The sequence below is a fragment of the Gorillibacterium massiliense genome, from assembly GCF_000455485.1.
Taxonomy (GTDB): Bacteria; Bacillota; Bacilli; order Paenibacillales; family NBRC-103111; genus Gorillibacterium; species Gorillibacterium massiliense.
The window spans coordinates 1-23,801 of record NZ_CBQR020000107.1 but is presented as its reverse complement, the minus strand read 5'-3'; the positions used below and the strand labels follow the sequence as shown (position 1 = coordinate 23,801).

The window sequence follows — 23,801 nt, the reverse complement described above, 5'->3', positions numbered from 1 at the left end:
GTGTTTCACAAAATCAAAGTTTTTTTGGATATGATCAAAATTGAACATACACTGTTCGCTCTGCCATTTGCTTATATGGGAGCCATATTGGGATCGGCAGAAGTAAATGGCCGCTTTCCTACCTGGATGCAAATCCTGTGGGTTACCTTGGCGATGGTCGGAGCCCGCAGTGCGGCTTTCGGTCTGAACCGGCTGCTTGACCGCTATATCGATAAAAAGAATCCCCGCACCGCCGGGCGGGCTATACCCGCTGGGAAGTTGTCGGTGGCAGAGGTTGTCATCTTCATCATCGTATCTTTCGTGGTGTTCTTCTGGGCGACAGCCGAACTCAGCGCTTTGGCGATGAAGCTGCTCCCAATCGCAGTTTTTTGCCTTACCTTCTATTCCTACACGAAAAGATTCACCTGGCTTTGCCACATTGTGCTCGGTTTGACCATCGCTTTGGCTCCACTGGGCGGCTGGGTGGCGGTAACGAACCACTGCAACTGGACGGCGATGATCTTCTACTTCTCCATCGCTCTTTGGACGGCGGGTTTCGATATTATCTATGCCTGCCAGGATGTGAAATATGACCGCGAAGACGGCTTGTACTCCATTCCGTCCCGATTTGGCATTGCAAATGCATTAATCGTCGCTAAAGTGCTGCATTTTCTGACGGCCGTAGGCTTAACCAGCTTATTCTTCCTGACTGATCTCGGTTGGTGGTATTTTGCAGGCATCATTATTTCATACGTGATCTTGTTTTATGAGCACTGGATCGTCAACCCGAACGACATGGTGCGGGTGAATACGGCTTTCTTTACCATGAACGCAGCGCTCAGCATTCTGGTGTTTGTCGCTTGTTTCGTTGATCTGGCGGTGAAGCTGTTATGAATCGTCCATGGGTAGTCGGGATTACGGGGGCCAGCGGCGTCGTTTATGGCGTGCGGCTATGCCGCTTTTTGCTAGCGCAGGGGTTGACGGTGCATCTTGTGGTGACGGAAGCCGGTTGGCGCGTATTGCACGATGAGTTGAATTGGCAGGTAACCGGACGCAAAGAGGCGCTGGCGGAGCATTTTCCGGCGGAAACCGGGCAATTGATCTATCATCCGATTCAGGATATTGGCGCAAGCATAGCCAGCGGCTCTTTTCGCACGGAGGGGATGGTGATCATCCCATGCTCCATGGGCACCTTGTCAGGACTTGCTCATGGTTCATCGGGCAACCTGCTTGAACGGGCTGCGGATGTGATGCTAAAGGAAGGCCGTAAGCTGCTGGTGGTTCCCCGGGAAACGCCGCTGCATGCCGTACATCTTGAAAATATGCTGACGCTGACCAGGCTTGGCGCCCGTATCATTCCGGCGATGCCTGCTTTCTATCAGCTGCCGCAGACGCTGGACGAGATGATCGATTATATGGTAGGACGCGTCTTGGATTCCATGGGTTTAGAGCATAATCTATATGCTAGATGGGGAGAGCATGATGAATAAACCATTGATTCGTATCGGCCGCATTGATTTTACCAACGTGTGGCCTATCTATTATTACTTTCCAGTGGATCGGTTCGGCGAAAAAGTAGAACTGATCAAACAGGTTCCAACGGGGCTGAATAAAGCCATTGCCGCAGGCGCTGTGGATATGGGTGCCATTTCATCCTTCGCTTACGGCGAAAACTCCGAGCAGCTGGTGCTGTTTCCCGATCTGTCGGTCAGTGCCTGGGGGAAGGTAAACTCCATTTTGCTCTTTCATAAAAAGCCGCTATCGGAGGTTGCCCACGGCAAAATCATGCTGCCGACGACCTCAGCTTCTTCCGTGAACTTGTTGAAAATCCTGCTCAGTAAGTTCTTCGATGGCAATCCGCAGTATCGGTACGACGCTCCCAGCCTGAGCAACATGCGGGAGGATGAAGACGCCGCCCTGCTTATCGGGGATGACGCCATTCGGTCCGATTGGGAAGAAAGCGGCTATACGGTGACCGATTTGGGTGAGCTGTGGAACGAGAAAACCGGCCGTTGGATGAGCTTTGCGGTTTGGGCGGTTCGCCGGGATACGGTTGAGCGCTATCCGGAGCTGGTGTCCGAGGTGTACCACGCTTTCCGGGACAGCAAAGCCCGGGGACTTGCCGATCCGACTCCACTAGTTGTGGAGGCAATGGCGACTATCGGTGGAACCGAGGAATATTGGAGACGATACTTCGGTCAACTCACATACGATTTTGGTCCCGAGCAATGGAGCGGCCTGCAGTTGTACTATGATTATGCTTTCGAATTGGGTCTCTTGGACCGTCCCGTTACCATCGATTTGTGGCAAGACATTCCGTCCTACAGGTGAAATGATGAATTTACTAGATATTTACGCCAGATTAAAGAGTGATATGGGGTACATCGAACAGGAGCTGGAAAGAAGCGTCCGTTCCGATCATCAGCTTTTGCGGGATACGTCTATGCATTTGCTGAAAGCAGGAGGCAAGCGGATTCGACCGATCTTCGTGCTGCTGGCCGGACAATATGGCGAATACGACCTGGAAAAGCTGAAAAACGTAGCCGTATCGATGGAATTGATTCATATGGCTTCCCTCGTACATGACGATGTGATCGACGATTCCGACAAGCGCCGCGGCCAACTAACGGTGAACTCCAAGTGGGACAACCGGATTGCCATGTACACGGGAGATTATATCTTTGCAAAAGCGTTGGAGATGGTGACTCGTCTTCCGCAGCCGGAAATTCACCAGATCATGTCCAGCGCAATTGTGGAAATGAATATCGGCGAGATGGAGCAGATCCGCCACTTTTTCAACAGCGGGCAAACGATGCGGGATTATCTGCTCCGAATCAAGCGCAAGACCGCACTCCTGATCGGCATCAGCTGTCAGTTGGGTGCCATTGCTGCAGGTGCGCCAAAAGACGTCTCCAAAAGCTTATATACATACGGGTACAATGTGGGGATGACTTTCCAAATCCGCGATGATCTTCTTGACCTTTGCGGCACGGAGAAACAGATCGGCAAACCGCCTGGCAACGACATTCGCCAAGGCAACATTACTTTGCCTGTTCTGCTGGCAATGAGGGAGTCTGAGCTTCGGGATCCTTTGCTTCAAGAGCTGGAGCGAATCCGTGAAGTGGATGGTCAGACGGATGTATCGCATTTTCTGAAGATCGTGCGGGGCAGCGCCGGACTGCAGCAAGCGGAGGATATTGCCATTCGGTACAAGGAAAAAGCGATTCATGCACTTGAGAAGCTTCCGAACATCAGAGCAAAAGAAGATTTGATCGGTATCGCCCATTTTGTCGGCGAACGCTCCTATTAGTCACATTACCGCCGCGTTAAACCGGCGCATGTGTAGATGGACTTCATTCCACAAGCAAAGGAGAACGAGTGATGGAGAGAAGCTTTTTGATGGTCAAGCCAGACGGCGTGCAGCGCGGATTGATCGGCGAGATTGTCCGTCGTTTCGAGAGGAAGGGTCTGCAGCTTGTAGGCTGCAAGCTCATGCTCATCAGCGAAGATCTGGCGAGCCGGCATTATGCGGAGCATCAAGGCAAATCGTTTTTTGACGGATTGGTCCGCTTCATCACATCAGGTCCGGTGTTGGCCATGGTGTGGCAAGGTGACGACGTCATCGCTCTTTCTCGCATGATGATGGGCAAGACCAAGCCAGAGGATGCATTGCCAGGAACCATTCGGGGCGATTATGCCCTGCATACATCCTTCAATCTCATTCATGGTTCGGATTCTCCTGCCAGCGCGGAGAGGGAAATCGCTCTCTTTTTCAAACCGGATGAGCTGTTGGATTATGAAAAAGCTATCGCCCCATGGATCTAAACTTTGGGGCAAAGTAACGATCTATATGTGCGGATAAAGGACGGGATTATCCAACGTGGAGAGTCAGGACCAGGAATTCAATCGCTTTGTGGGGAAGATCAAAAGCTACACCACCATTGACTTAAGCCAGTATAAGGAAGCGCAAATGAAGCGCCGCTTAACTACTTTGCGGATCAAAAAAGGGTTTTCATCCTTTGACGCCTATTTCGAGGCTATCGTAAAAGACAAGCAGCTGCTGTATGAGTTTTTGGACCGGATGACCATCAACGTTTCCGAGTTTTGGCGCAATCCCAATCGCTGGCAGGTGCTGGAGGAGCGGATTTTGCCGCAGCTTACAGCCGTTAACCGCCGTTTGCGGGTCTGGAGTGCAGCATGCTCCACTGGTGAAGAACCCTATACATTGGCGATGATCCTTCAAGGGCACGGGCTTTTGAGGGACGCCTCTTTGCTGGCCACGGATTTGGACGAAGGCGTGCTGGAGAAGGCGCAGCAAGGGGTATATCTGGACCGTTCCATCCGGGATGTGCCGCCGGTGCAGCTGGAGAAAAACTTCATCAAAGAGGGAGAAGTTTTTCGGGTAAACCCGGAATTGAAGCGATACGTTCGTTTTCAAAAGCAAAATCTGTTGACGGACCGGTTTGAGAACAATTTCGACCTGATTGTTTGCCGCAATGTTATGATCTATTTTACGGAAGAAGCCAAGCATGAGCTGTATCAAAAATTTTCCGCGGCGCTCAGGCCGGGAGGAATCCTCTTCGTGGGCAGCACGGAGCAGATCTTTTCGCCGAACCGGTACGGGATGGAGTTGGCGGATACCTTTTTTTACCGCAAGCTATAAAACAAGGATAAACGGCTTCGCCGTCCGAAGGGGACGAGCGGCGTTTACTGTTGCGGAATCAGGGTATTTATAGTGGCAAACTTACAAATTCTGATGTAGTCGGAAAAACCGCTGTTTCGTTACGATTCAGCGGTTTTGTGCTAAGGTAAGTGAACTGACGAGTCTATCTTGTCAAAGCATGAGGGCTATATTATAATTAACGCACAAAAGCGCTAAAGCGCGAAAAGGTACGCATATAAGAAAGAATGAAAACAGGCGGGGGAGATCGAATGAGATATTTGACAGCGGGAGAAACCCACGGACCGCAATTGACAGCTATCGTGGAGGGATTACCTAGCAATTTGCCGGTTTCCCTGGATGCGGTGAATGAACAATTGGGTCGTAGGCAAAAGGGTTACGGTCGGGGACTGCGTATGCAGATCGAGAAGGATACCGTTCAATTCAAGGGTGGCATACGTCACGGCCAAACCACCGGAGCGCCGGTTGCCTTGGTCGTGGAAAACAACGACTGGAAGCACTGGACCCGGATTATGGGCGCCGAGCCGGCAGAAGAAGAGGACGAAGGCCGCAGACGGATCCAGCGTCCCCGGCCGGGCCATGCGGATTTGAATGGCGGATTAAAATACAACCAAAAGGACTTGCGCAACATTCTTGAACGCTCCAGCGCCAGAGAAACGACGATTCGCGTCGCTGTTGGCGCGATTGCCAAAGAGTTGTTGGCCGAGTTCGGCATCCGTACCGCTTGTCAGGTGCTGCGGATCGGCGATGTTGAGGCGGAACGCCAGGACCTGCCGGTAGACGAACTGGCTCGCTTGACCGAAGAGTCTCCGGTGCGCGTAACGGATAAAGCGGCAGAGGCGAAAATGGTCGCTGCCATCGACGCGGCTAAAGAAGCGGGCGATACCTTGGGCGGCATCGTCGAAGTGATCGTGGAAGGCGTGCCTACCGGTTTGGGCAGCCACGTGCAATGGGATCGCAAGCTGGACGGCCGCATCGCTCAAGCGGTTGTGTCCATCCAGGCATTTAAAGGGGTGGAATTCGGCATCGGCTTTGAAGCCGGAGAGCGGAGAGGATCTCAAGTGCACGATGAGATTCTGTATGAAGCCGGCCGAGGCTTTTACCGGGCCAGCAACCGGGCCGGAGGCTTCGAAGGCGGCATGACTACCGGCGAGCCTATCGTCGTCCGCGGCGTGATGAAACCCATCTCCACTCTCTATACCCCGCTCAAAAGCGTCGATATCGACACGAAGGAAAGCTTCAGCGCCCAGGTGGAGCGATCGGATACGTGTGCTGTTCCCGCAGCGGCGGTTATTATGGAAAACGTCATCGCCTGGGAAGTAGCGCAAGCTTTTATGGAAAAGTTCGGCGGAGACTCGATCGAAGAAATCCGGGCAAACCTTACCAATTACAAAGCCCAATTGGAGCGGTATTGAGATGAAGGAATTAAAGGTTGACTTGGGAGAGCGGTCATACCCGATTTATATCGGGTCCGGCATCCTCGCTGAAATTGCCGAAAAACTGGCCGAAAACGGAGTACGCCAATCCTCCCCGCATCTGATTATTACGGACGATCATGTTGCAAAGCATCATCTGGAAAGAGTCATGGGGATAATGCAAGCCGGGGGCTTTGCGGTATCTTCGTTTATCATCCCGTCAGGAGAAAGCTCGAAAAGCTTGACGATGCTGGAAGAAATCGTCGGCGTTGCTTTACAGGCGGGCCTTGAACGCAGTTCGGCCATTATCGCTTTAGGCGGAGGCGTCGTCGGAGATTTGGCCGGTTTCGCAGCAGCCAGCTACATGCGGGGCATCCGCTTCGTGCAGATACCGACGACCATACTAGCCCATGATAGCAGTGTCGGAGGGAAAGTCGCCGTCAATCACAAGCTGGCAAAAAATGTTATCGGCGCTTTTTACCAACCGGAGTTCGTTCTCTATGACACGGAGCTATTACAAACATTACCGGATCGGGATGTTCGCTCCGGTTTCTCGGAAGTCATTAAACATGGTCTCATTTGGGATGAGGAGTTTGCCTATTGGTGCGAGGATCACGTGCAGGAACTGCTCGCCCTGAACCCGGCTGCTTTGGAATACGCCCTTTTTACAGGGGTTCAAGTTAAAACCATCGTGGTTTCCCAAGACGAAAAGGAAAACGGCTTGCGGGCCATCCTCAATTTAGGGCATACCATCGGCCACGCTCTCGAGGCGGTAGCGGGCTATAACGAGCTGCTCCATGGCGAAGCGATTTCCATCGGCATGGTCGGTTCCGCTAAATTGGCTGTGGGACTTGGCCGTTCGCCTGAAATCGAAGCTGTAACGGAACGGATCTTCCGTAAGTTTGGACTGCCGGTTCGTATTCCTGCTCATTTGGATACCGATCAGATTATGGCTGCGATGATGCACGACAAGAAATTCCGTGAAAATCGGATGTCCTTCGTGTTGCCTTTATCCATCGGCAAAGTGGAAATCAATAACGAGCTGTCGGTCAATCAGGTGCGTGCTGTCGTCGAAGAGCTGAAACGGGAGGGATAGACGATGTGGGTACGCGGAATTCGCGGCGCGACGACGGTGTCGCAAAATGAGGAACAAGAAATCCTCGATGCCACAATCGAGCTGTTGAAACAGATCGTCATGGAGAACGATGTAAAACCTGAAGATATTTGCAGCGTATTCATAACGACGACTCACGATGTAACCGCCGTTTTTCCGGCAAAATCCATTCGGCAAATGCCAGGCTGGGAATTGGTGCCTCTGATGTGTTCGTTGGAAATTCCCGTCGAGCCGAGCTTGCCGAGATGCATTCGTCTGATGGTACAGATTAATACTGAAAAGCGCCAAGACGAAATTGTTCATGTATACCTGAAGGAAGCGATGAAGCTTCGCCCGGACTTAGTGAAAGCCCCTCAATAAGGGGATAGGACTCTTTTCGATTCCATATTGACGCTTCCTGATCCTTTCGTGTATAGTGATAACCAGTATAGTTTAGTTGAGTGTAGATGAGAGCAACACAAGTTGAGCTGAGTTTAGTTAGAGCAGAGCTAAGTATAATGCCGGGAGTTTGGCGGGACGGGTAGATTCCCGTACGCCGATTTGCAGAAGCGCCAATTCAATTGGTTTCTTCTTGCTATTTAGCATACCCCGCGCCTTCATTCTCTGCCGGATACCATCAGCCTTGTGTTCAAAGCCACTACACTTGTGTAGTGGCTTTTCGATTTGCACGGATTGTAAAAAAGACAAATCATCGATAGGAGATGAATGCGATGTACGCGCCTGATGTGAAGGAAGTGCTTCGGCTGGCAGGAGACTACAACCTCATCCCGGTGGTCCGCTATCTGTTGGCAGATACGGAGACACCGATCCGGGTTTTCCAACATTTTTACGAGGAATCTCACGCTTTTCTTCTGGAAAGTGTGGAGGGAGGTGCCAAATGGGCGCGCTACTCCTTCATCGGCACCGATCCTTTTTTGACAGTGGAAGGGAAAAAGGGAATCACCCGAGTTACCGGTAAAGGCGAGGTTAAAGAGCATCGGGAAAAACCTCTGGAAGTGCTGAAAGCCTATCTCAGGGGCTACCGCAGTCCGGCCTTACCTGGACTTCCCCGGTTGACCGGGGGCGCCATCGGTTACTTCGGCTACGACCTGCTGCAGGATTACGAGCATTTGCCGGAGCACCGGAATGACGATCTGCAGATGAACGACTTACAGTTCATGTTCTGTGACCGGTTGGTGGTATTCGATCATTTCAAGCAGCAGATTATGATCATCTCCAACGTTCATGTGCCGGAAGGCGCTACCGATGAGGAAATCGCCAAGGAATACGACTGGGCTTGCCGTAAAATCGACGAGATCGTCGAACGGCTGAAGCGGCCGATCGCTGCTTCCCACTTAGCCCATCGAGGTATTCCAGAACGGGTGGAACTGACCGGCATCGAATCCAATTTAACGAAGGAACAGTTCATTGATAATGTGGAAAAAGCGAAGGAATATATCCGGGCGGGCGACATTTTCCAAGTAGTGCTGTCCCAACGGCTGGAGAAAAAGACGGAAGTTTCCCCGCTGCATGTATATCGGGTGCTCCGGACGGTCAATCCCTCACCCTATATGTATTACTTGAAGTTCAATGAGGAAGTGATCGTCGGCTCGTCTCCGGAACTGCTAGTGCGGGTGGAGGAAGAGCGAGTGGAAACCCGGCCTATCGCCGGTACGAGACCACGGGGGCTGACGCCGGAAGAGGACAGCGCGTTGGAAAAAGAACTGCTGGCCGACGAGAAAGAACGGGCGGAGCATTTAATGCTGGTAGACCTGGGCCGCAACGATATCGGCCGGGTAGCCGAGTTTGGCACTGTGAAGTGCGATACATTTATGGAGATCGAACACTACTCCCATGTCATGCACATCGTTTCCAACGTTTCGGGGAAGATCCGCAAGGATCAAACCTTCTTCGATGCTTTCATCTCCTGCTTGCCGGCGGGCACCGTATCCGGTGCGCCCAAGCTGAGAGCGATGGAAATCATCGCCGAACTGGAAAATGAAGCAAGAGGCGCCTATGCCGGCGCCATCGGGTATCTTGGGTTTTCCGGAAATATGGATACGTGCATCACGATCCGTACCATCGTGTTCAAGAATGGGAAAGCCTATGTGCAAGCGGGTGCGGGAATTGTATGGGACTCGGTGCCGGAAAAAGAATACGAGGAGACGATTAACAAGGCGAAGGCGCTTCTCACTTCCATACGCATGGCCGAAGAAATGTTTGCGGACGAGCTGAACGGAAAAACGGCGGTATTGGCCAATCAAGATTATTATTAATGGACGAAGGAGGAACGGACGATGGATGCAAAAATGGCGGTACAATCAGCGATAGCAAGAGTCGCAGGAGGTAACGACCTGTCCCGGGAAGAAGCCCGGATGGCCATGGAGGAAATTATGGACGGGCGTGCAACCGCCGCGCAGATCGGAAGCTTGCTTACGGCTCTCGGCATGAAGGGCGAGACGGCGGATGAAATCGCCGGCTTCGCGGAAATCATGCGCAGCAAGGCGAACCGGGTCAACACCGAGAATTTCGGGCTGTTGGATACATGCGGAACCGGCGGTGACGGCGCGGATACGTTCAATATTTCCACGGCCTCGGCCATTGTCGCCGCTTCCGGAGGAATTCGCGTTGCCAAGCACGGTAATCGGGCGATGTCCAGCAAGAGCGGCAGCGCCGACGTGTTGGAGGCATTAGGGGTAAATATCCAGTTGGATAACGGTCAGGCGGCGGCATGTCTTGATCGGGTGGGTATCTGCTTCATGTTTGCCCAGAACTACCACCAATCGATGAAATACGCTGCCGGTCCCCGCAAGGAATTGGGAATTCGCACCGTATTCAACCTGCTCGGTCCGTTGACGAATCCAGCAGGCGCCGATCGGCAGCTCATCGGGGTTTTCGACCGCTCGAAAACAGAACTGCTGGCTCGAGTCTTGCAGGCGTTAGGCCTGAAGCGCAGCCTTGTTGTCGGCAGCCTGGACGGATTGGATGAAATCAGCGTTTCAGCACCTACCCGGGTGACAGAGTTGAAGGATGGAGCGCTGCAAACCTACGAAGTGACGCCTGGCGAACTTGGGCTCGGCACTTATAAAATGCAAGATGTTGCAGGCGGCGATGCGGCGGCTAATGCGGAGATTATCCGCAGCGTGCTGCAAGGTGCAAAAGGCGCCTGCCGCGACATCGTGCTGGCCAATGCCGGCGCTTGCTTCTATGTGGCAGATCGCGCCGCTTCCATTCGGGAAGGGGCGGCGCTGGCGGCGGAAGTCATCGATTCCGGCAGAGCGCTGGCGAAGCTGGAAGAACTCATTCAATACACAGGAGATATCAGCTATGTATCTTGATAAAATCGTTGCTGAAAAGATGAAGGAAGTCGAAGTTTTGAGATCCGGTTTCTCCTTGGGGACGGTTGAGAAGGAGATATCCAATCTGCCGCAGTGCTTAGGCTTTGCTGGGTCGCTTATAGCCGGCAGAAAGCGGGATATTGGCTTAATCGCCGAGGTGAAGAAGGCTTCTCCTTCGAAAGGGCTGATCCGGCCCGATTTCGATCCCGTTGCCATCGCCGCCGCTTACGAGTCGGCAGGCGCAGATTGTCTGTCGGTGCTGACGGACCGGACGTTTTTCCAAGGCAGCGGCGACTACTTGCGCGCCGTAAGGCAGCAAGTCCGGGTTCCGCTGCTGCGGAAAGATTTCGTCATCGATTACCGCCAGATTTACGAGGCTAGAATATGGGGGGCTGATGCGGTATTGCTGATCGCCGCGATTTTAACTCCTCAGCAGATGAATGAATTTTTGCAAATCAGTGCGGATCTTGGGCTCGATGCGTTGGTAGAGGTGCATGACCAGGAAGAACTTGCCGCCGTGCTGGATCTTTCAGCCGAGCCGGCGTTGATCGGGGTCAACAACCGGAATTTGCGCACCTTTGCCACCGATTTGCAGACAACGGAAAAGCTGGCGAAGCAGCTTCCCGCCGGAATCGCACTGGTGAGCGAAAGCGGAATCGCCGGTCCTACCGATATCGATTATTTAAAATCCGTAGGCGCAGACGCTGTTTTGGTAGGCGAATATTTCATGCGCCAGCCGGATGTCGCTGAAGCGGTGCATACGCTTCTTGGGCCTATCGGCTACGGCAAGGAGATCACCAGATGAGCGGTGCTGAGACAAATCAACGCACAGCCGGTAAAACACTCATAAAAATATGCGGGATTACCGATGTTGAAACCTTGACCGCGATTCGAAGAATGCCGATTGATTATATAGGCTTCGTCTTTGCCAACAGCCGGCGCAAAGTTACTCCGGTACAAACGGCGGAATTTATCAAACTGCTGAAGGAAGCCAGGGAATATGAAGCGGCAGGCATAGCAGGCGGTCGAGAGATTCCACAGACGGTAGGCGTCTTCGTGGAACCTTCAAGGGAAATGCTGACCGATGTGCTGTCCGTCGCCCCTTTGGACGTCGTCCAATTGCACAGCAGCGAGCCGCCGGAGTTCTGCAACTGGATTAAAGAAACCTTTGCGGTGAAGGTGTTCCGCGTGCTATCATTCACGGAAACGGCAGCCGAAAATAGCTCCGGCGAGGAAGAAGTGGAAGCTGCGTATGCCCGTCTCGCTCCTTATCAAGGATCAGTCGATGCCTTTTTGCTGGACACGTTCGATCCGGTTTATGGGGGTGGCAGTGGCAAGACCTTCCCATGGGAAGCCATTCCGGCTTACCGGGAGGCCGCGCGCATGCTGAACCTGAAGCTGATTGTGGCTGGAGGACTCCATTCCGATAATGTCGGCACGCTTGTTCGGACTTATTTTCCGGATGGGGTAGATGTATCAAGCGGGGTTGAAACGAACGGAAAAAAAGATATTGCGAAAATAGCAGCTTTTGTGGAAAGGGTGAGAAGTTGTGATCAGCCAAGTGCCTGACGCTCACGGACGTTTCGGAAAATTCGGAGGAAAATATGTACCGGAAACGCTGATGAACGCTTTGATTGAATTGGAGGAAGCCTATAAGCTGCACTCCAAAGATCCGGAGTTTATTAAAGAAATCACCTATTTGCTCAAAGAATATTCTGGCAGGCCAACCCGGCTGTATTACGCGGAACGATTGACGGAGCATTTGGGCGGAGCGAAGATCTATCTCAAGCGGGAAGATCTCAACCATACTGGCGCCCATAAAATCAACAACGCCATCGGCCAGGCGGTACTCGCCAAACGCATGGGCAAGAAAAAGCTCATCGCCGAAACCGGTGCGGGCCAGCACGGCGTAGCGACCGCTACAGTCGCCGCTCTCATGGGCTTCGAGTGTAAAGTCTTCATGGGAGAGGAAGATACCAAACGGCAGCAGCTTAACGTGTTTCGAATGAACCTGCTGGGTACCGAAGTCGTCCCCGTCATGTCCGGCTCCAGGACGTTGAAAGATGCCTGCAACGAAACGCTGCGCTATTGGGTAAGCAACGTTGAAGATACGTACTACATCCTCGGTTCCGTGACCGGACCGCATCCTTATCCGATGATGGTTCGCGATTTCCAACGGATCATCGGGGATGAAGCCCGGGAACAGATTCTTCGCCAGGAAGGCCGATTGCCGGATCTGGTCATCGCCTGCGTAGGCGGCGGCAGCAACGCCATGGGGATCTTTTATCCCTTTGTCGAAGATGAGGGAGTCCGCCTGATGGGTGTCGAAGCAGCGGGTAGAGGCATCCATACACTGGAACATGCCGCGACCATGACGAAGGGGTCTCATGGCGTTTTCCAAGGGTCCATGTCTTATCTATTGCAGGATGAGCTTGGCCAAGTTCTGCCAGCCCATTCCATCTCCGCCGGTCTGGATTATCCGGGTGTTGGCCCGGAGCACGCATACTTGAGAGACGCAGGCCGAGCGGAGTATGTACCCATCACCGACGCGGAAGCGCTGGAAGCACTGCAGCTCCTGAGCCGGACCGAAGGAGTCATCCCCGCATTGGAAAGCGCCCACGCCATTGCTCAAACGATGAAGGTAGCGCCGACTATGTCGAAGGACGAGATTATCGTTGTCAGCTTGTCCGGCCGCGGCGATAAAGATGTGGAATCGATCATGAGCTATTTGGGGAGGGAAACGGAATGAGCCTCGGAAGCAAGCTTACAAATCGTATTGATGAAGCTTTTCGGCTGGGTAAGGAGAAGGGGGAAACGGCGCTCATTCCATTCCTCTCCATAGGCGATCCCGATTTGGAAACGTCGGTTGCCATTATCCGCGAGCTGGAGGCGGCCGGAGCGGATATGGTGGAGCTGGGCGTACCGTATTCCGATCCTCTGGCGGACGGACCGGTTATTCAACGTTCCTCCGAAAGAGCGCTGAAAAACCACATCTCCATCGTGGACTGCATTCATACGGCCGGAGCATGCAGGCGGCAGGGCATTCAGCTGCCTTTTATTCTATTCACCTATTACAATCCGGTCCTGCAGCTAGGATTTGAACGTTTTTTTGATCTGCTGAAGGAAAACGACATCAGCGGCTTGATTATCCCGGACCTGCCCATCGAAGAGAGCGGCCCGGTCAAGGAGCTGTCCGTGCAAAATAATATCCACCTCATACCGCTCGTAGCGCCGACCTCCAATACCCGCATTGCGCAAATTGCTGAGCAAGCCGCAGGATTTGTGTATTGCGTTTCCTCACTGGGTGTCACTGGAACCCGGAGCGAGTTCTACGGGGGCGTAGAGGACTTTATTGATGCTGTGAAAGCAGCAACGCCGCTTCCCGTTGCCGTCGGGTTCGGGATCTCCAACCGGCAGCACGTGGAGCGTTTCTCCCGCATTTGCGACGGCGTTGTCGTGGGCAGCGCCATCGTTCGCTCCATCGAAGAAGCGCTGCCGCTGCTTACTGCATCTGACAAGAGGGCGGAGGGGCTTGCTCATATCCGCGATTTTGTCCGCAGTCTGAAAACCGGGGAGGGCGCTTGACCATGCCTCCGTCGGAATCCGCGACGATCGATGATTTTCATAAGCTGGATATCCGCATCGGTACTGTTCTAGAGACAGAGGCTTTTCCGGAAGCGCGAATACCAGCGATCAAGCTGCTTATCGATTTCGGAGAACTGGGCCTAAAACGCTCCAGCGCTCAGATCACCAAACGGTATAATCCGGAAGAGCTGATCGGCAGGCAAGTGGCGGCCGTAGTAAACTTTCCACCCCGCCGAATAGCCGGTTATATCTCGGAAGTTCTGGTGCTGGGCGGAATACCTGAAGCCGACGACGTTGTCCTGCTTGCCCCGGACGCTCCGGTTCCGAACGGTACGCCTGTCGCCTAAGTCCTCGAAATCAATAGACAGTATGGAAATATGAATCGAAGCCATCCTGAAGAGCAGGGTGGCTTTTCATTATGCAAAAACATCGGCAACGAGTATACTAGTCACCGGGCATAATATGCGCTATAATAGCTCTAAACCTTCTCTGCCGCGTCGAAGCGCGAAAGCAGGATTACCTGATAGCTATTGTTTCTATTTCATAAAATGAGGTGTTTGTACGTGCAGCCAAAACCGAGTATCGTTAATCTTCCAGTCTATATTCCCGGCAAACCCATTGAAGACGTAAAGCGTGAGTTGGGTTTGGACCACGTTATCAAGCTGGCCTCCAATGAAAACCCCTTTGGATGTTCGCCTAAAGCCAAAGAAGCCGTGATCCGTGAGCTGGAAAATATCAGTTTGTACCCCGATGGAGCAAGCGTCAGCTTGACTGAAGCGGTTTGCAGCAAATTCGGAGTCAATGCGGACCAAGTGGTGTTCGGATGCGGTTCCGATGAAGTTATCGAAATGATTGCCGAAGCTTTTTTCCAACCGGGCGATGAGACGGTAATGGCTTCCCATACGTTTTCGCAATATTATCACAATGCGGAAGTCGAGGGAGCGAAGATCGTGCTAGCGCCGATGAATAACGGCACTCACGATTTGCCGGTTATGCTGGACTTGGTTAACGACCGCACGAAAATCGTCTGGATTTGCAATCCTAACAACCCGACTGGAACGATGGTTACCCATGATGAAGTGAAGGCATTCATGGAAAAATGCCCGTCCAAGACGCTGGTTGTGCTGGACGAGGCTTATATCGAATATGTGGAGGATCCGCGTTTTCCGGACGGGCTTGCACTCCTGCGTGAGTATAAGAACCTTGTCTTGCTGCGCACCTTCTCCAAAATTTACGGTTTGGCCTCCCAGCGTATCGGTTACGGCATCGGCCATCCGGAAGTGATCAAACTGATCAATCAGGTTCGTCCGCCATTCAATACGACTCGCTCCGCGCAGGCAGCCGCACTTGCCGCACTTGCCGACGATGAGTTCGTCGCCGAATGCCGCCGCGCTAACTTGGAAGGCATCGCTTATCTGACCGGTGAGTTTGAACGGCTCAACCTGACCTATTATCCTGCTTACGGCAACTTCATTATGATTGATGTGAAGCGTCCTGCCGCAGATGTTTTTAATGGTATGCTCCGTAAAGGTTATATTATCCGAAGCGGCCATCAGCTTGGATTTCCGTTCTCCATCCGGGTTACGGTCGGCAACCGCAAGCAAAACGAAGGCCTGATCCAAGCTCTGGTAGAAGTATTGAATGAAGTAGCCGTTACCGTTTAAGCGGAAGGTAATTCTATCATGATGAAAGTTGGTTGCACATGACCAAAATCGCCATTTTTGGAGTCGGGCTAATGGGAGGTTCATTAGCCCTTTGCTTTAAAGATTTGCCGGAAGTTACCGTTGTCGGGCATTCCGTCAATCCTAACTCGGTGCGAAAATACGTAGACCGCGGAGTCGTTCACTCGGCTACAACATCTTTCAAAGAGGCTGCGGAAGACGCGGATTTCATCTTTCTTTGCGTTCCGGTAGGCAACCTTGAGGAATATCTCCTCAAATTGCAGGAGATTGATTTGAAACCTGGCTGCATCATTACTGACGTTGGCAGCACGAAGGCATCGGTTTGCCGTGCCGCAGCCAAAGTTAACTTGCGGAATGCCTGGTTTATTGGCGGCCATCCGATGGCGGGCTCAGAACGTTCAGGCGTGGAGGCAGCTAGCCGCCTTCTCTACGAGAATGCCTTTTATGTCCTGACCCCCGCTCCCGGAGTTCCGGAAGAAGCGTACGAGCGCTTGGTGGAGCTTCTCAACCACACGAAAGCTCAACTGGTGCGCTTGGAGCCGAAAGTGCATGATGAGATTGTCGGCGCCATTAGTCATCTTCCTCATATCGTGGCGGCAGCCCTGGTCAATCAGGTTTCCCGGTATGCAGAGGTTAACCCCCTCTATCAGGATCTGGCAGCAGGCGGTTTTCGCGATATTACCCGGATCGCCTCCAGCGAACCTGTTATCTGGCGGGATATTCTGATGGATAACCGTCAGGTGGTACTGGATCTTTTGCATCAGTGGACGGAGGAAACGAACCTCTTCATCCGACTCTTGGAAGCAGAGGATGGGGAAGGCATCGAGGAACAGTTCAGCAAGTCCAGAGCGTTCCGTAATCAGATCCCCGAGCGCCGCAAAGGAATGCTCCATTCCCTGTACGATCTTTATGTGGATATACCGGACCATCCGGGCATCATTGGACAAATCGCCTCGCTCTTGGGCAGCGAACGGATCAACCTGAGCAACATCCAGGTGATTGAAAGCAGGGCGGATGTGCCGGGCATTTTGCGGCTCAGCTTCCGCAGCGATCGAGATATGGACAAAGCGGCAGCCATTTTGAAAGATAAGTACGAGGTGCGATAAAACGTTTTCAAAAAAGGGTTGACAGAATGTAAACGGATACATATAATAAAAGTACAGTATGGTTTCTCTCCACTCCTATCCGAATTTGCACTTTGTGCGGGCTGCCGAGTACGGCAGCTTTTTTTTTTCGCTTTTCGAGATTCTCAGCTGGCATACAGGCATTCTTGAACGAATCTGTTATATCATAGAGAGGGAAGCCTCATTTCAGAAAAAAATGGATGAAACATTTCTTTGAAACCCGACGTCTATGGAAGGGTGTCAATCGTTGGGAATACATATTTCATCGCAAATTCCATCGTTTTCCGAGGTGAAAATGCAAAAATAGAGCTTATATAGGCAGGAAAATTCATAGTTTTGCTCGAAATCATGATAGATGGAGTGTGCTTACCGGGTAATTACAGCTTGGAACCCTAATTTGGTAACGCAACTTTTATTTGCCGGCAGAGTAATAATAGTGTCATGCCGGCGGTAAAACTTCGAGCCTTTCAGAAGGAGGAGCGCTAGGCTAATGACGGACTCTCAGCTGATCAGAGAAATCAAAGACGGCAACGTAGAGCTATACAGCGAACTGATGAAGCGGTACGAACGGAAAATCTACGCGTTCATCTATCACATGCTGAAAAGCGCGCGCCTAGAGGCGGCCGTCGACGATCTTTGTCAGGAAACTTTTTACAAAGCCTATCGAAGTCTGCAAACTTTCCGTGAAGTTGAAGCTTCGTTTTCAACCTGGTTATATACGATCGCCCGCAATACCGTACTTAGTGAAATGAGAAAACAAAAACATATCAAGGTTTCTTTGGAACAAACGGGCATTATGCCCCAAGCTTCCCAAGAAGCTTTGCCGGAGAGCACCGCCCTGCGCAATAAGCGGGTGACGATGGTCCGCCAGGCTATCAACAATTTACCGGAGAAGCAGCGCTCTGCCTTGATATTGCGGGAATACGATCAGATGGATTATCAGGAAATTGCCAATATTCTCGGACAAACGGTGAGTGCGGTGAAATCCTTGCTGTTTCGGGCGCGAGCAAGCGTCAAGGTGCAGCTCGAGCCCTATTATCTTGAACCGGTTTTAGATGACCTTGAAAGGGTGAGATCACGATGAACTGTTCCGAAGTTCAGGAACTGTTCGGTAATTACTTTGATTTACCCGAAGATGATTCCCGACGTATCCTGGTTGACAAGCATATCAGCGAATGCGTTGCCTGTGCGGAGGAATTCCGCATGTGGGAGGAAAGCTATGATCTGATCCGCGCTGTGCAGGATGATTCCAGCGAGCTTTTACAGGCCCCGCAAATCAGCAGCAGCGTGATGGATCGTATTTATAAGGATGAGGGCTGGAGAACTCCCGTCAGCGCGAAAATGTACGCCATCCCCTTCAAGCTGAGGCGCAATCTAACGGCTGTTATCGCCTTATGCATCGCTATTTTTGCGGTCAGTTTCATCTACGTTTTGACAGGCTCTCATGGAGCGGTTAACGTTGCGGAGCCTCATCAAGCGCTGGGTGTGATCAGCAAACCTGCTTCCTACAGCTTCGATAGCATAACGGATGAGGCGACTCTGCAAAATACAGCGGTAGCCAGCATCGGATTCTCCATCATGGAGCCGATGAAGTGGGGCAATCCTTCCAGCACGCCGAACTACTGGCTTGTCATGTCTCTGATCGGATTCATCTGCACCTTGCTCTTCTTGAACTGGTTCTCGCGAACAAGGGCATGAAGTGGAAGTTGGCATAACCAATTTGAATTAAAACCGTCGTCGCTTGCCAGCGCCGGCGGTTTTTTGCTAGATAAGACATGATTACGATATCGAACAAAGGGAGCGAACGTATGGAAGTGTCCCAATATCCGCAATATTTGCGCAGCATCGAACTGCTCCGCGACCGCATTCCCGCTTTTGACGAATATCCCTTTCATCTTTTAGCAGTTCGGGAATTGAGAACGCTGCCGCTGCATCCCAAAGTCACGTATCTGATTGGTGAAAACGGCATTGGCAAATCTACGTTGATGGAAGCTATCGCTGTAGCGTGGGGCTTTAATCCCGAAGGCGGCACCCTTAACTTCAATTTTTCCACCGAAGCCACCCATTCTGAGCTTTACCGCTATCTTCGTCTCGTTCGGGGGTTCAACAAGGCGAAAGACGGTTTCTTTTTTCGAGCGGAAAGCTATTACAACCTGGCGACGAATATAGACGAGTTGGATCGGGAGTCTCCAGGATTACCGAGGATCATCGATTCCTACGGCGGTGTATCGCTGCATAAGCAGTCCCACGGGGAATCGTTCTTTGCCGCGTTCATGAATCGGTTCGGCGGAAACGGGCTTTATTTGCTGGACGAGCCTGAGGCGGCTTTGTCGCCTTTTCGGCAGTTGGCTATGCTTTCACGAATCCATCAACTGGTGCAAAGCCGTTCCCAGTTTATCATCTCCACCCACTCTCCCATTCTGATGGCTTATCCGGATGCTTGGATCTATTAACTGACGGCCGATGGTATTGAGAAGGTGCAGTTGGAAGAAACGGAGCATTTCTCGATTATGAAGCAGTTTGTGAACAATCGAAACCCGATTCTGGCAGAGCTATTTGATGAACATTCGGAGGAATAGATAGAGGCAGGGATACCGCGGCATGATTTCGTCCATACTGGTAAAAAGAGCAAAATAGAAGAGGATGAAAGATGCTAGCGGAGGGATCTCGATGAATCTGGCGGACATGTTGTGCTTTGCCGACATCAAGGACTTGGGGCGAATTGCCGAGACCTACGAACTCACCTGCAATACACACTCGAAAAACGACCTGATCCAGGCTATTCTCGCCAATGTCAGCCGCAGCGACCTTCTGAAGCAGGAATTGGGCAGGCTGGGATGGGAAGAAATCCGCTTCATGAGCTCGCTTCTTTTTGACAGGAGGGATTCCTTCAGTCTGGAGGAGTTGACGGCACGGGTTCGAATGAATGTCTACGATGGAGAGGGCCAGACGGAGATCAATCCCCGGGAGATTATCAGCCGCTTTAAAGGAAGGGGCTGGCTATTTAACGGCCACCGTTGGAACAACAGTTATCTTTACCTGGTCCCAGAGGATTTGAAGCTGCGCTTTCGCGATACCCTTGCTCGCCAATTTGGCGCAGATCTGGTTCGTATTGCCGATAATCCGGCAGTCTATCGGGATGAGCGGCTGCTGCTGGCAGAGGACCTCTATCGTTTTCTTCACTTTATGACGCAAAATGAACTGCCGTTAAACGCAGAAGGATATTTATATAAGCGTACGTTGCAGCAAATTCAGGAGACCTTCACTATCTCCGAAGAGCCGGTGGCGAAAACCGCATGGCGCTTTGGTTACGGGCGAAGGTTTCGCGAGTACCCTAGCCGCTTCTCCTTTATTTATGATTATTGTTATTATTCCGGCCTGATTGAAGAGCGGAACGCAGAACTTGTGATCTCGGCCAAAGGCTTGAAGAAAGTAGAAGAGAAAGAGCGGGAGGATATGGACGCTCTATACCGGTTCTATTTGCGGCTGTATAAGGGAGCTGTGCCTAATCTGCAAGCTTTAGCCAACTGGATCGAGTGCCTGACCGGTGAGTGGACAACCCTTGCATCCTTAAGCGGCATCCTCGGGAGATTGATTAAACCTTACTATTACGACACGCCGGAGTCGATTCTGGAGCAACGTATGATTGGGATGATGGGACATCTGGGTTTGCTGCTGATCGGGGAAGATGAGCGCGAAGGGAGAGTCGTGCGGACCAGCCGCGTCGGGGCCAAAATTATCAAAGGCATTCACGTATCGGATGACGAAATGATCATGCTGACGGACTAAGCAGACGCCGAAGTTTTTGACACTCTGGACAGTGGGTTGCTATAATCACTCCAATAGTGAGTTGAAGTGCTGGTCGAGCGACAAGCGAGGAATCACTTCAGTGAGTTGAAGTGCTGGACGAGCGACAAGCGAGGAATCACTTCAACAAAAAGGGGTGATTTTTTTGTTGCATGCCTTTAACGGTATTATGCCAACAATCGATGAATCCGCCTTTTTGGCAACCGGTGTGCAGATCATCGGGGATGTCCGCATCGGCCGAGACAGCGGTGTGTGGTACAATGCGGTATTGCGGGGAGACCTGGCGCCAATCACGATAGGTGATCGAAGCAATATCCAAGATGGCGTCATCGGCCATGTCAATACGAGCCAGCCGCTCCTTATAGGCGATGATGTTTCCGTAGGCCATGGGGCGATTATTCATGGCTGCACCATCGGCTCAGGCTCGCTCATCGGCATGGGCGCCATCGTGTTGAATGGGGTGGAGATAGGCGAGTTCGTATTGGTCGGAGCAGGCAGCCTGATCACCGAAAATACAAAGATTCCTCCCTACACGTTATGTCTCGGGTCACCTGCAAGAGTGGTGCGGGAACTGACGGAAGCGGATCTGGAACGAATGAGGCGCACGACGGACAGCTATGTGATCAAAAGCCGGGAGTTTCGGGGAATGGCAAAGGGGAGTACGGATAAATGAAATTCAGCGATATCCGCAAAGGCCAATGGCGCGATTTGCAACCCTATCTCGATACCTGCTTGCTGCCCTTGACAGGACTAACCGGCGAAGAATCGCCATGGGAAGCGGCGGATGCTTTAGAGCGGTTGGGAGATCTTATGGCAGAGCTGGAGGAGCCGTATAAAGGACGACTGGTGACTTATCCGGCATTGCATTATTTTACTCCACCGGGCGGTTTCGCGGATTCGGTCAATCAGGTTTGCCGGCAGCTAAAAGAAGGCGGGTTCCGATATGTCGTCTTGGTAACAGCAGATGCGGCGATCTCGTGTATGACCTTTTCAGATGCTGACCTACTCATAACCAATGACATCGCAACCGATGGTGAAAGTAAAATAAATCACTTGCTTAGCGGAATATGGCAGTGAAAATGGATATAATTGTGACAAAAATAGAAACATTATATGAACTTTGTGACAAACCCCTGAACATCTCGCTCAGGGGTTTCTTGACGCGTTTTTAAAGGGTACGTTATTATAGAATTAATATTAGTTAATACATAATAAAGAAATAAGGGAAATGTAAGGGCTGCGCATGATGAGTGAAGCAACTGTAAAGGGGGTTTATCAGGTTCATGGATGACAAGAACCAAGACCATTTTTCAGAGCAAACGAATCAAGAGTCGGGTGAACAGAACACCGCTCCGAAACGCAAAAATGAGATGAGCCGGCGGCAATTTCTTACATACACTCTTGGCGGCACCACCGGTTTTCTAGCGGCGGGATTACTCGTTCCCATGGTTCGCTTCGCCGTCGATCCGATGCTGAAGAAGAAGACTGGCGCGGATTGGGTGAAGGTCGTAGAGGAAAGTAAAATTACCGACAGCCCGCAATCATTCAAGTTCCAGGTCCATCAGGTGGATGGTTGGTATGAAAGCACGCCTAAGCATGAAGCCTGGATTTCCAAAGATAAAGCCGGCAATATTTTCGCTCTGAGTCCGACATGCAAACATCTCGGCTGCCGCGTGGAATGGAAGGAGGAAGCGCACGAATACCAGTGTCCATGCCACGGCGCGCGCTATACCCTGGAAGGCAAGCAACTGAAGGTTGCCAATTTTCCTCTGGACGAATTTGATGTGAAAATTGAAAACGGTTTTGTTTACGTGGGAACGCTTCACGCAAATAAAGAGTCCAAGAAAGCTTAGGGAGGCGTAGGCAAAAATGCTGAAAGGAATTTATAGCTGGATAGACGAGCGCCTGGACATCACGCCGCTTTGGAGAGACGTTGCCGATCACGAGGTTCCTGAGCATGTGAATCCCGCGCACCATTTCTCGGCATTTGTATATTGCTTTGGCGGACTGACCTTTTTCATTGTGCTCATCCAGTTTCTATCTGGAATGTTCCTCACGATGTATTACGTGCCTGATATCGAGAACGCATACAAAAGCGTCGATTTCCTGCAATACAACGTTGCCTTTGGCGTGATCGTGAGAGGGATGCACCACTGGGGGGCCAGCCTCGTTATCGTCATGATGTTCCTGCACACGCTTCGTGTCTTCTTCACAGGTGCGTACAAAGCGCCGCGGGAAATGAACTGGGTTGTCGGCATGTTGATCTTTTTCGTTATTCTGGGGCTTGGGTTTACCGGCTATTTGCTGCCATGGGACAACAAGGCGTATTTTGCTACCCAGGTCGGGATAAAAATTGCGGCGACGACTCCTTTTATCGGCAGCTACCTGCAAACTTTCCTGCAAGGGGGAGATATAGTCGGAGCTACGACATTGACGCGGTTTTTTGCCCTTCATGTATTCTTCCTGCCTGCTCTGCTTCTCGCTCTTTTGGGTGGACACTTCTATATGATCCGCAAGCAAGGCATAGCTGGTCCGCTATAATCTGATCTGTCTCGAAGAGAAGGAGGAAGCTTGAGTGGCACATAATAAGAATTCGGATGAAAAAATCGTCTATGTCGGCGATTCCCGCGTCATCGCACGGGAAACCAAACAGCTGCCGCCCGATTACACCGCTTATCCCGGAAAATCGGAAGTCTTCATTCCAAACTTTCTATTAAAGGAATGGATGGTCGCTGTTGTCGCCTTAGTTGGCGTGCTTGTTCTGGTCATGTCAGAACCGGCGCCTCTGGGCAATCCTGCGGATCCCCTTAACGGTTCGTTTATCCCTATGCCGGACTGGTATTTTCTCTTCTTGTACCAGTTGTTGAAATACCCTTATACGTCTGGACACTATGTCGTCATCGGCGGACTTGGCCTGCCGGGCTTGTTGTTTGTCGGTTTGCTGCTGGCTCCTTTTCTGGATAGAGGGAAAGAAAGGCGCTTCTACCGGCGGCCTGTAGCTTCGGCTTTAATGTTCACCTCATTGGCGGCAATCGTCTATTTGACGACCTTTTCCTGGCATCACTACCAGCACCAGCTTGAAATAACCGGCACGATT

The 23,801-nt window shown here is 51.7% G+C and carries 25 protein-coding genes and 2 pseudogenes; all 27 read left to right on the top strand.

What is annotated here, in order from left to right; translation table 11 throughout:
* Positions 1 to 873, top strand: a complete 873-nt coding sequence (locus TJ79_RS15200) for a UbiA-like polyprenyltransferase (protein ID WP_040951190.1) — start codon at positions 1 to 3, stop codon at positions 871 to 873.
* Complete coding sequence (locus TJ79_RS15195) at positions 870 to 1,469, top strand: UbiX family flavin prenyltransferase (protein WP_040951189.1); 600 nt, start codon at positions 870 to 872, stop codon at positions 1,467 to 1,469. The genes TJ79_RS15200 and TJ79_RS15195 overlap by 4 nt, the downstream gene beginning before the upstream one ends.
* On the top strand, positions 1,462 to 2,310 hold the full coding sequence (locus TJ79_RS15190; RefSeq protein WP_052339623.1) for a menaquinone biosynthetic enzyme MqnA/MqnD family protein: 849 nt from the start codon (positions 1,462 to 1,464) through the stop codon (positions 2,308 to 2,310). Before TJ79_RS15195 ends, TJ79_RS15190 begins: the two co-directional genes overlap by 8 nt.
* A 4-nt stretch (positions 2,311 to 2,314) precedes the next feature.
* Positions 2,315 to 3,289 carry a polyprenyl synthetase family protein gene (locus tag TJ79_RS15185; protein ID WP_040951218.1) on the top strand — a complete coding sequence of 325 codons (975 nt, stop codon included), beginning with the start codon at positions 2,315 to 2,317 and terminating at the stop codon, positions 3,287 to 3,289.
* Between the two features lie 71 nt (positions 3,290 to 3,360).
* Complete coding sequence (gene ndk, locus TJ79_RS15180) at positions 3,361 to 3,804, top strand: nucleoside-diphosphate kinase (RefSeq protein WP_040951187.1); 444 nt, start codon at positions 3,361 to 3,363, stop codon at positions 3,802 to 3,804.
* Positions 3,805 to 3,859: 55 nt separating this feature from the next.
* Positions 3,860 to 4,642 carry a CheR family methyltransferase gene (locus tag TJ79_RS15175; protein WP_040951186.1) on the top strand — a complete coding sequence of 261 codons (783 nt, stop codon included), beginning with the start codon at positions 3,860 to 3,862 and terminating at the stop codon, positions 4,640 to 4,642.
* Between the two features lie 269 nt (positions 4,643 to 4,911).
* Positions 4,912 to 6,075 (top strand): chorismate synthase, encoded by a 1,164-nt coding sequence (gene aroC / locus TJ79_RS15170; protein WP_040951185.1) that lies wholly within the window; start codon positions 4,912 to 4,914, stop codon positions 6,073 to 6,075.
* 1 nt (position 6,076) lies between these two features.
* Positions 6,077 to 7,171: a 3-dehydroquinate synthase gene (aroB, locus tag TJ79_RS15165; protein WP_040951184.1), complete on the top strand. Its 1,095-nt coding sequence runs from the start codon at positions 6,077 to 6,079 to the stop codon at positions 7,169 to 7,171.
* A 3-nt stretch (positions 7,172 to 7,174) separates the two neighbouring features.
* Positions 7,175 to 7,549, top strand: a complete 375-nt coding sequence (gene aroH / locus TJ79_RS15160) for a chorismate mutase (RefSeq protein ID WP_040951183.1) — start codon at positions 7,175 to 7,177, stop codon at positions 7,547 to 7,549.
* Between the two features lie 350 nt (positions 7,550 to 7,899).
* The gene (gene trpE, locus TJ79_RS15155) at positions 7,900 to 9,444 is read left to right on the top strand and encodes an anthranilate synthase component I (RefSeq protein WP_040951182.1); all 1,545 of its coding nucleotides are present in this window, start codon (positions 7,900 to 7,902) and stop codon (positions 9,442 to 9,444) included.
* Positions 9,445 to 9,465: 21 nt separating this feature from the next.
* On the top strand, positions 9,466 to 10,506 hold the full coding sequence (gene trpD, locus TJ79_RS15150; RefSeq protein WP_040951181.1) for an anthranilate phosphoribosyltransferase: 1,041 nt from the start codon (positions 9,466 to 9,468) through the stop codon (positions 10,504 to 10,506).
* Complete coding sequence (trpC, locus tag TJ79_RS15145; RefSeq protein WP_040951180.1) at positions 10,496 to 11,311, top strand: indole-3-glycerol phosphate synthase TrpC; 816 nt, start codon at positions 10,496 to 10,498, stop codon at positions 11,309 to 11,311. Before trpD ends, trpC begins: the two co-directional genes overlap by 11 nt.
* Positions 11,308 to 12,075, top strand: coding sequence for a phosphoribosylanthranilate isomerase (locus TJ79_RS15140; protein ID WP_052339622.1), 768 nt, complete (start codon positions 11,308 to 11,310; stop codon positions 12,073 to 12,075). The genes trpC and TJ79_RS15140 overlap by 4 nt, the downstream gene beginning before the upstream one ends.
* Positions 12,059 to 13,255 (top strand): tryptophan synthase subunit beta, encoded by a 1,197-nt coding sequence (trpB, locus tag TJ79_RS15135; RefSeq protein WP_202903330.1) that lies wholly within the window; start codon positions 12,059 to 12,061, stop codon positions 13,253 to 13,255. The genes TJ79_RS15140 and trpB overlap by 17 nt, the downstream gene beginning before the upstream one ends.
* Positions 13,252 to 14,091 (top strand): tryptophan synthase subunit alpha, encoded by an 840-nt coding sequence (trpA, locus tag TJ79_RS15130; protein ID WP_040951178.1) that lies wholly within the window; start codon positions 13,252 to 13,254, stop codon positions 14,089 to 14,091. Before trpB ends, trpA begins: the two co-directional genes overlap by 4 nt.
* Before the next feature lie 2 nt (positions 14,092 to 14,093).
* Positions 14,094 to 14,438 carry a chaperone CsaA gene (gene csaA, locus TJ79_RS15125; protein WP_040951177.1) on the top strand — a complete coding sequence of 115 codons (345 nt, stop codon included), beginning with the start codon at positions 14,094 to 14,096 and terminating at the stop codon, positions 14,436 to 14,438.
* A 216-nt stretch (positions 14,439 to 14,654) separates the two neighbouring features.
* Positions 14,655 to 15,755 carry a histidinol-phosphate transaminase gene (gene hisC, locus TJ79_RS15120; protein ID WP_040951176.1) on the top strand — a complete coding sequence of 367 codons (1,101 nt, stop codon included), beginning with the start codon at positions 14,655 to 14,657 and terminating at the stop codon, positions 15,753 to 15,755.
* Between the two features lie 38 nt (positions 15,756 to 15,793).
* Positions 15,794 to 16,879, top strand: a complete 1,086-nt coding sequence (locus tag TJ79_RS15115) for a prephenate dehydrogenase (RefSeq protein WP_040951175.1) — start codon at positions 15,794 to 15,796, stop codon at positions 16,877 to 16,879.
* A gap of 508 nt (positions 16,880 to 17,387) precedes the next feature.
* Positions 17,388 to 17,981 carry an RNA polymerase sigma factor gene (locus TJ79_RS15110; RefSeq protein ID WP_040951174.1) on the top strand — a complete coding sequence of 198 codons (594 nt, stop codon included), beginning with the start codon at positions 17,388 to 17,390 and terminating at the stop codon, positions 17,979 to 17,981.
* Positions 17,978 to 18,595 (top strand): anti-sigma factor family protein, encoded by a 618-nt coding sequence (locus TJ79_RS15105; RefSeq protein ID WP_040951173.1) that lies wholly within the window; start codon positions 17,978 to 17,980, stop codon positions 18,593 to 18,595. Before TJ79_RS15110 ends, TJ79_RS15105 begins: the two co-directional genes overlap by 4 nt.
* Before the next feature lie 110 nt (positions 18,596 to 18,705).
* Positions 18,706 to 19,476, top strand: a pseudogene (locus TJ79_RS15100) (AAA family ATPase).
* Between the two features lie 91 nt (positions 19,477 to 19,567).
* Complete coding sequence (locus TJ79_RS15095) at positions 19,568 to 20,686, top strand: hypothetical protein (RefSeq protein ID WP_040951172.1); 1,119 nt, start codon at positions 19,568 to 19,570, stop codon at positions 20,684 to 20,686.
* Between the two features lie 187 nt (positions 20,687 to 20,873).
* The gene (locus TJ79_RS15090) at positions 20,874 to 21,377 is read left to right on the top strand and encodes a gamma carbonic anhydrase family protein (RefSeq protein WP_202903329.1); all 504 of its coding nucleotides are present in this window, start codon (positions 20,874 to 20,876) and stop codon (positions 21,375 to 21,377) included.
* Complete coding sequence (locus tag TJ79_RS15085; RefSeq protein ID WP_040951170.1) at positions 21,374 to 21,781, top strand: DUF2487 family protein; 408 nt, start codon at positions 21,374 to 21,376, stop codon at positions 21,779 to 21,781. Before TJ79_RS15090 ends, TJ79_RS15085 begins: the two co-directional genes overlap by 4 nt.
* 206 nt (positions 21,782 to 21,987) lie before the next feature.
* Positions 21,988 to 22,557: a Rieske (2Fe-2S) protein gene (locus TJ79_RS15080; RefSeq protein WP_040951169.1), complete on the top strand. Its 570-nt coding sequence runs from the start codon at positions 21,988 to 21,990 to the stop codon at positions 22,555 to 22,557.
* Positions 22,558 to 22,573: 16 nt separating this feature from the next.
* The gene (gene qcrB, locus TJ79_RS15075) at positions 22,574 to 23,245 is read left to right on the top strand and encodes a menaquinol-cytochrome c reductase cytochrome b subunit (protein ID WP_040951168.1); all 672 of its coding nucleotides are present in this window, start codon (positions 22,574 to 22,576) and stop codon (positions 23,243 to 23,245) included.
* Between the two features lie 34 nt (positions 23,246 to 23,279).
* A pseudogene (locus tag TJ79_RS15070) lies at positions 23,280 to 23,801 on the top strand (menaquinol-cytochrome C reductase); the annotation flags it as partial.

What these genes read in the sequence shown, in the direction of transcription:
- TJ79_RS15195 (WP_040951189.1), top strand. Translation starts at nt 870, where the DNA reads ATGAATCGTCCATGGGTAGTCGGGATTACGGGGGCCAGCGGCGTCGTT.
- aroC (WP_040951185.1), top strand. Translation starts at nt 4,912, where the DNA reads ATGAGATATTTGACAGCGGGAGAAACCCACGGACCGCAATTGACAGCT.
- csaA (WP_040951177.1), top strand. Translation starts at nt 14,094, where the DNA reads ATGCCTCCGTCGGAATCCGCGACGATCGATGATTTTCATAAGCTGGAT.
- ndk (WP_040951187.1), top strand. Translation starts at nt 3,361, where the DNA reads ATGGAGAGAAGCTTTTTGATGGTCAAGCCAGACGGCGTGCAGCGCGGA.
- TJ79_RS15085 (WP_040951170.1), top strand. Translation starts at nt 21,374, where the DNA reads ATGAAATTCAGCGATATCCGCAAAGGCCAATGGCGCGATTTGCAACCC.
- TJ79_RS15190 (WP_052339623.1), top strand. Translation starts at nt 1,462, where the DNA reads ATGAATAAACCATTGATTCGTATCGGCCGCATTGATTTTACCAACGTG.
- TJ79_RS15095 (WP_040951172.1), top strand. Translation starts at nt 19,568, where the DNA reads ATGAATCTGGCGGACATGTTGTGCTTTGCCGACATCAAGGACTTGGGG.
- qcrB (WP_040951168.1), top strand. Translation starts at nt 22,574, where the DNA reads ATGCTGAAAGGAATTTATAGCTGGATAGACGAGCGCCTGGACATCACG.
- trpD (WP_040951181.1), top strand. Translation starts at nt 9,466, where the DNA reads ATGGATGCAAAAATGGCGGTACAATCAGCGATAGCAAGAGTCGCAGGA.
- TJ79_RS15090 (WP_202903329.1), top strand. Translation starts at nt 20,874, where the DNA reads ATGCCAACAATCGATGAATCCGCCTTTTTGGCAACCGGTGTGCAGATC.
- TJ79_RS15110 (WP_040951174.1), top strand. Translation starts at nt 17,388, where the DNA reads ATGACGGACTCTCAGCTGATCAGAGAAATCAAAGACGGCAACGTAGAG.
- TJ79_RS15140 (WP_052339622.1), top strand. Translation starts at nt 11,308, where the DNA reads ATGAGCGGTGCTGAGACAAATCAACGCACAGCCGGTAAAACACTCATA.
- aroH (WP_040951183.1), top strand. Translation starts at nt 7,175, where the DNA reads ATGTGGGTACGCGGAATTCGCGGCGCGACGACGGTGTCGCAAAATGAG.
- TJ79_RS15080 (WP_040951169.1), top strand. Translation starts at nt 21,988, where the DNA reads ATGGATGACAAGAACCAAGACCATTTTTCAGAGCAAACGAATCAAGAG.
- trpA (WP_040951178.1), top strand. Translation starts at nt 13,252, where the DNA reads ATGAGCCTCGGAAGCAAGCTTACAAATCGTATTGATGAAGCTTTTCGG.
- aroB (WP_040951184.1), top strand. Translation starts at nt 6,077, where the DNA reads ATGAAGGAATTAAAGGTTGACTTGGGAGAGCGGTCATACCCGATTTAT.
- trpE (WP_040951182.1), top strand. Translation starts at nt 7,900, where the DNA reads ATGTACGCGCCTGATGTGAAGGAAGTGCTTCGGCTGGCAGGAGACTAC.
- trpC (WP_040951180.1), top strand. Translation starts at nt 10,496, where the DNA reads ATGTATCTTGATAAAATCGTTGCTGAAAAGATGAAGGAAGTCGAAGTT.
- TJ79_RS15105 (WP_040951173.1), top strand. Translation starts at nt 17,978, where the DNA reads ATGAACTGTTCCGAAGTTCAGGAACTGTTCGGTAATTACTTTGATTTA.
- TJ79_RS15115 (WP_040951175.1), top strand. Translation starts at nt 15,794, where the DNA reads ATGACCAAAATCGCCATTTTTGGAGTCGGGCTAATGGGAGGTTCATTA.
- TJ79_RS15185 (WP_040951218.1), top strand. Translation starts at nt 2,315, where the DNA reads ATGAATTTACTAGATATTTACGCCAGATTAAAGAGTGATATGGGGTAC.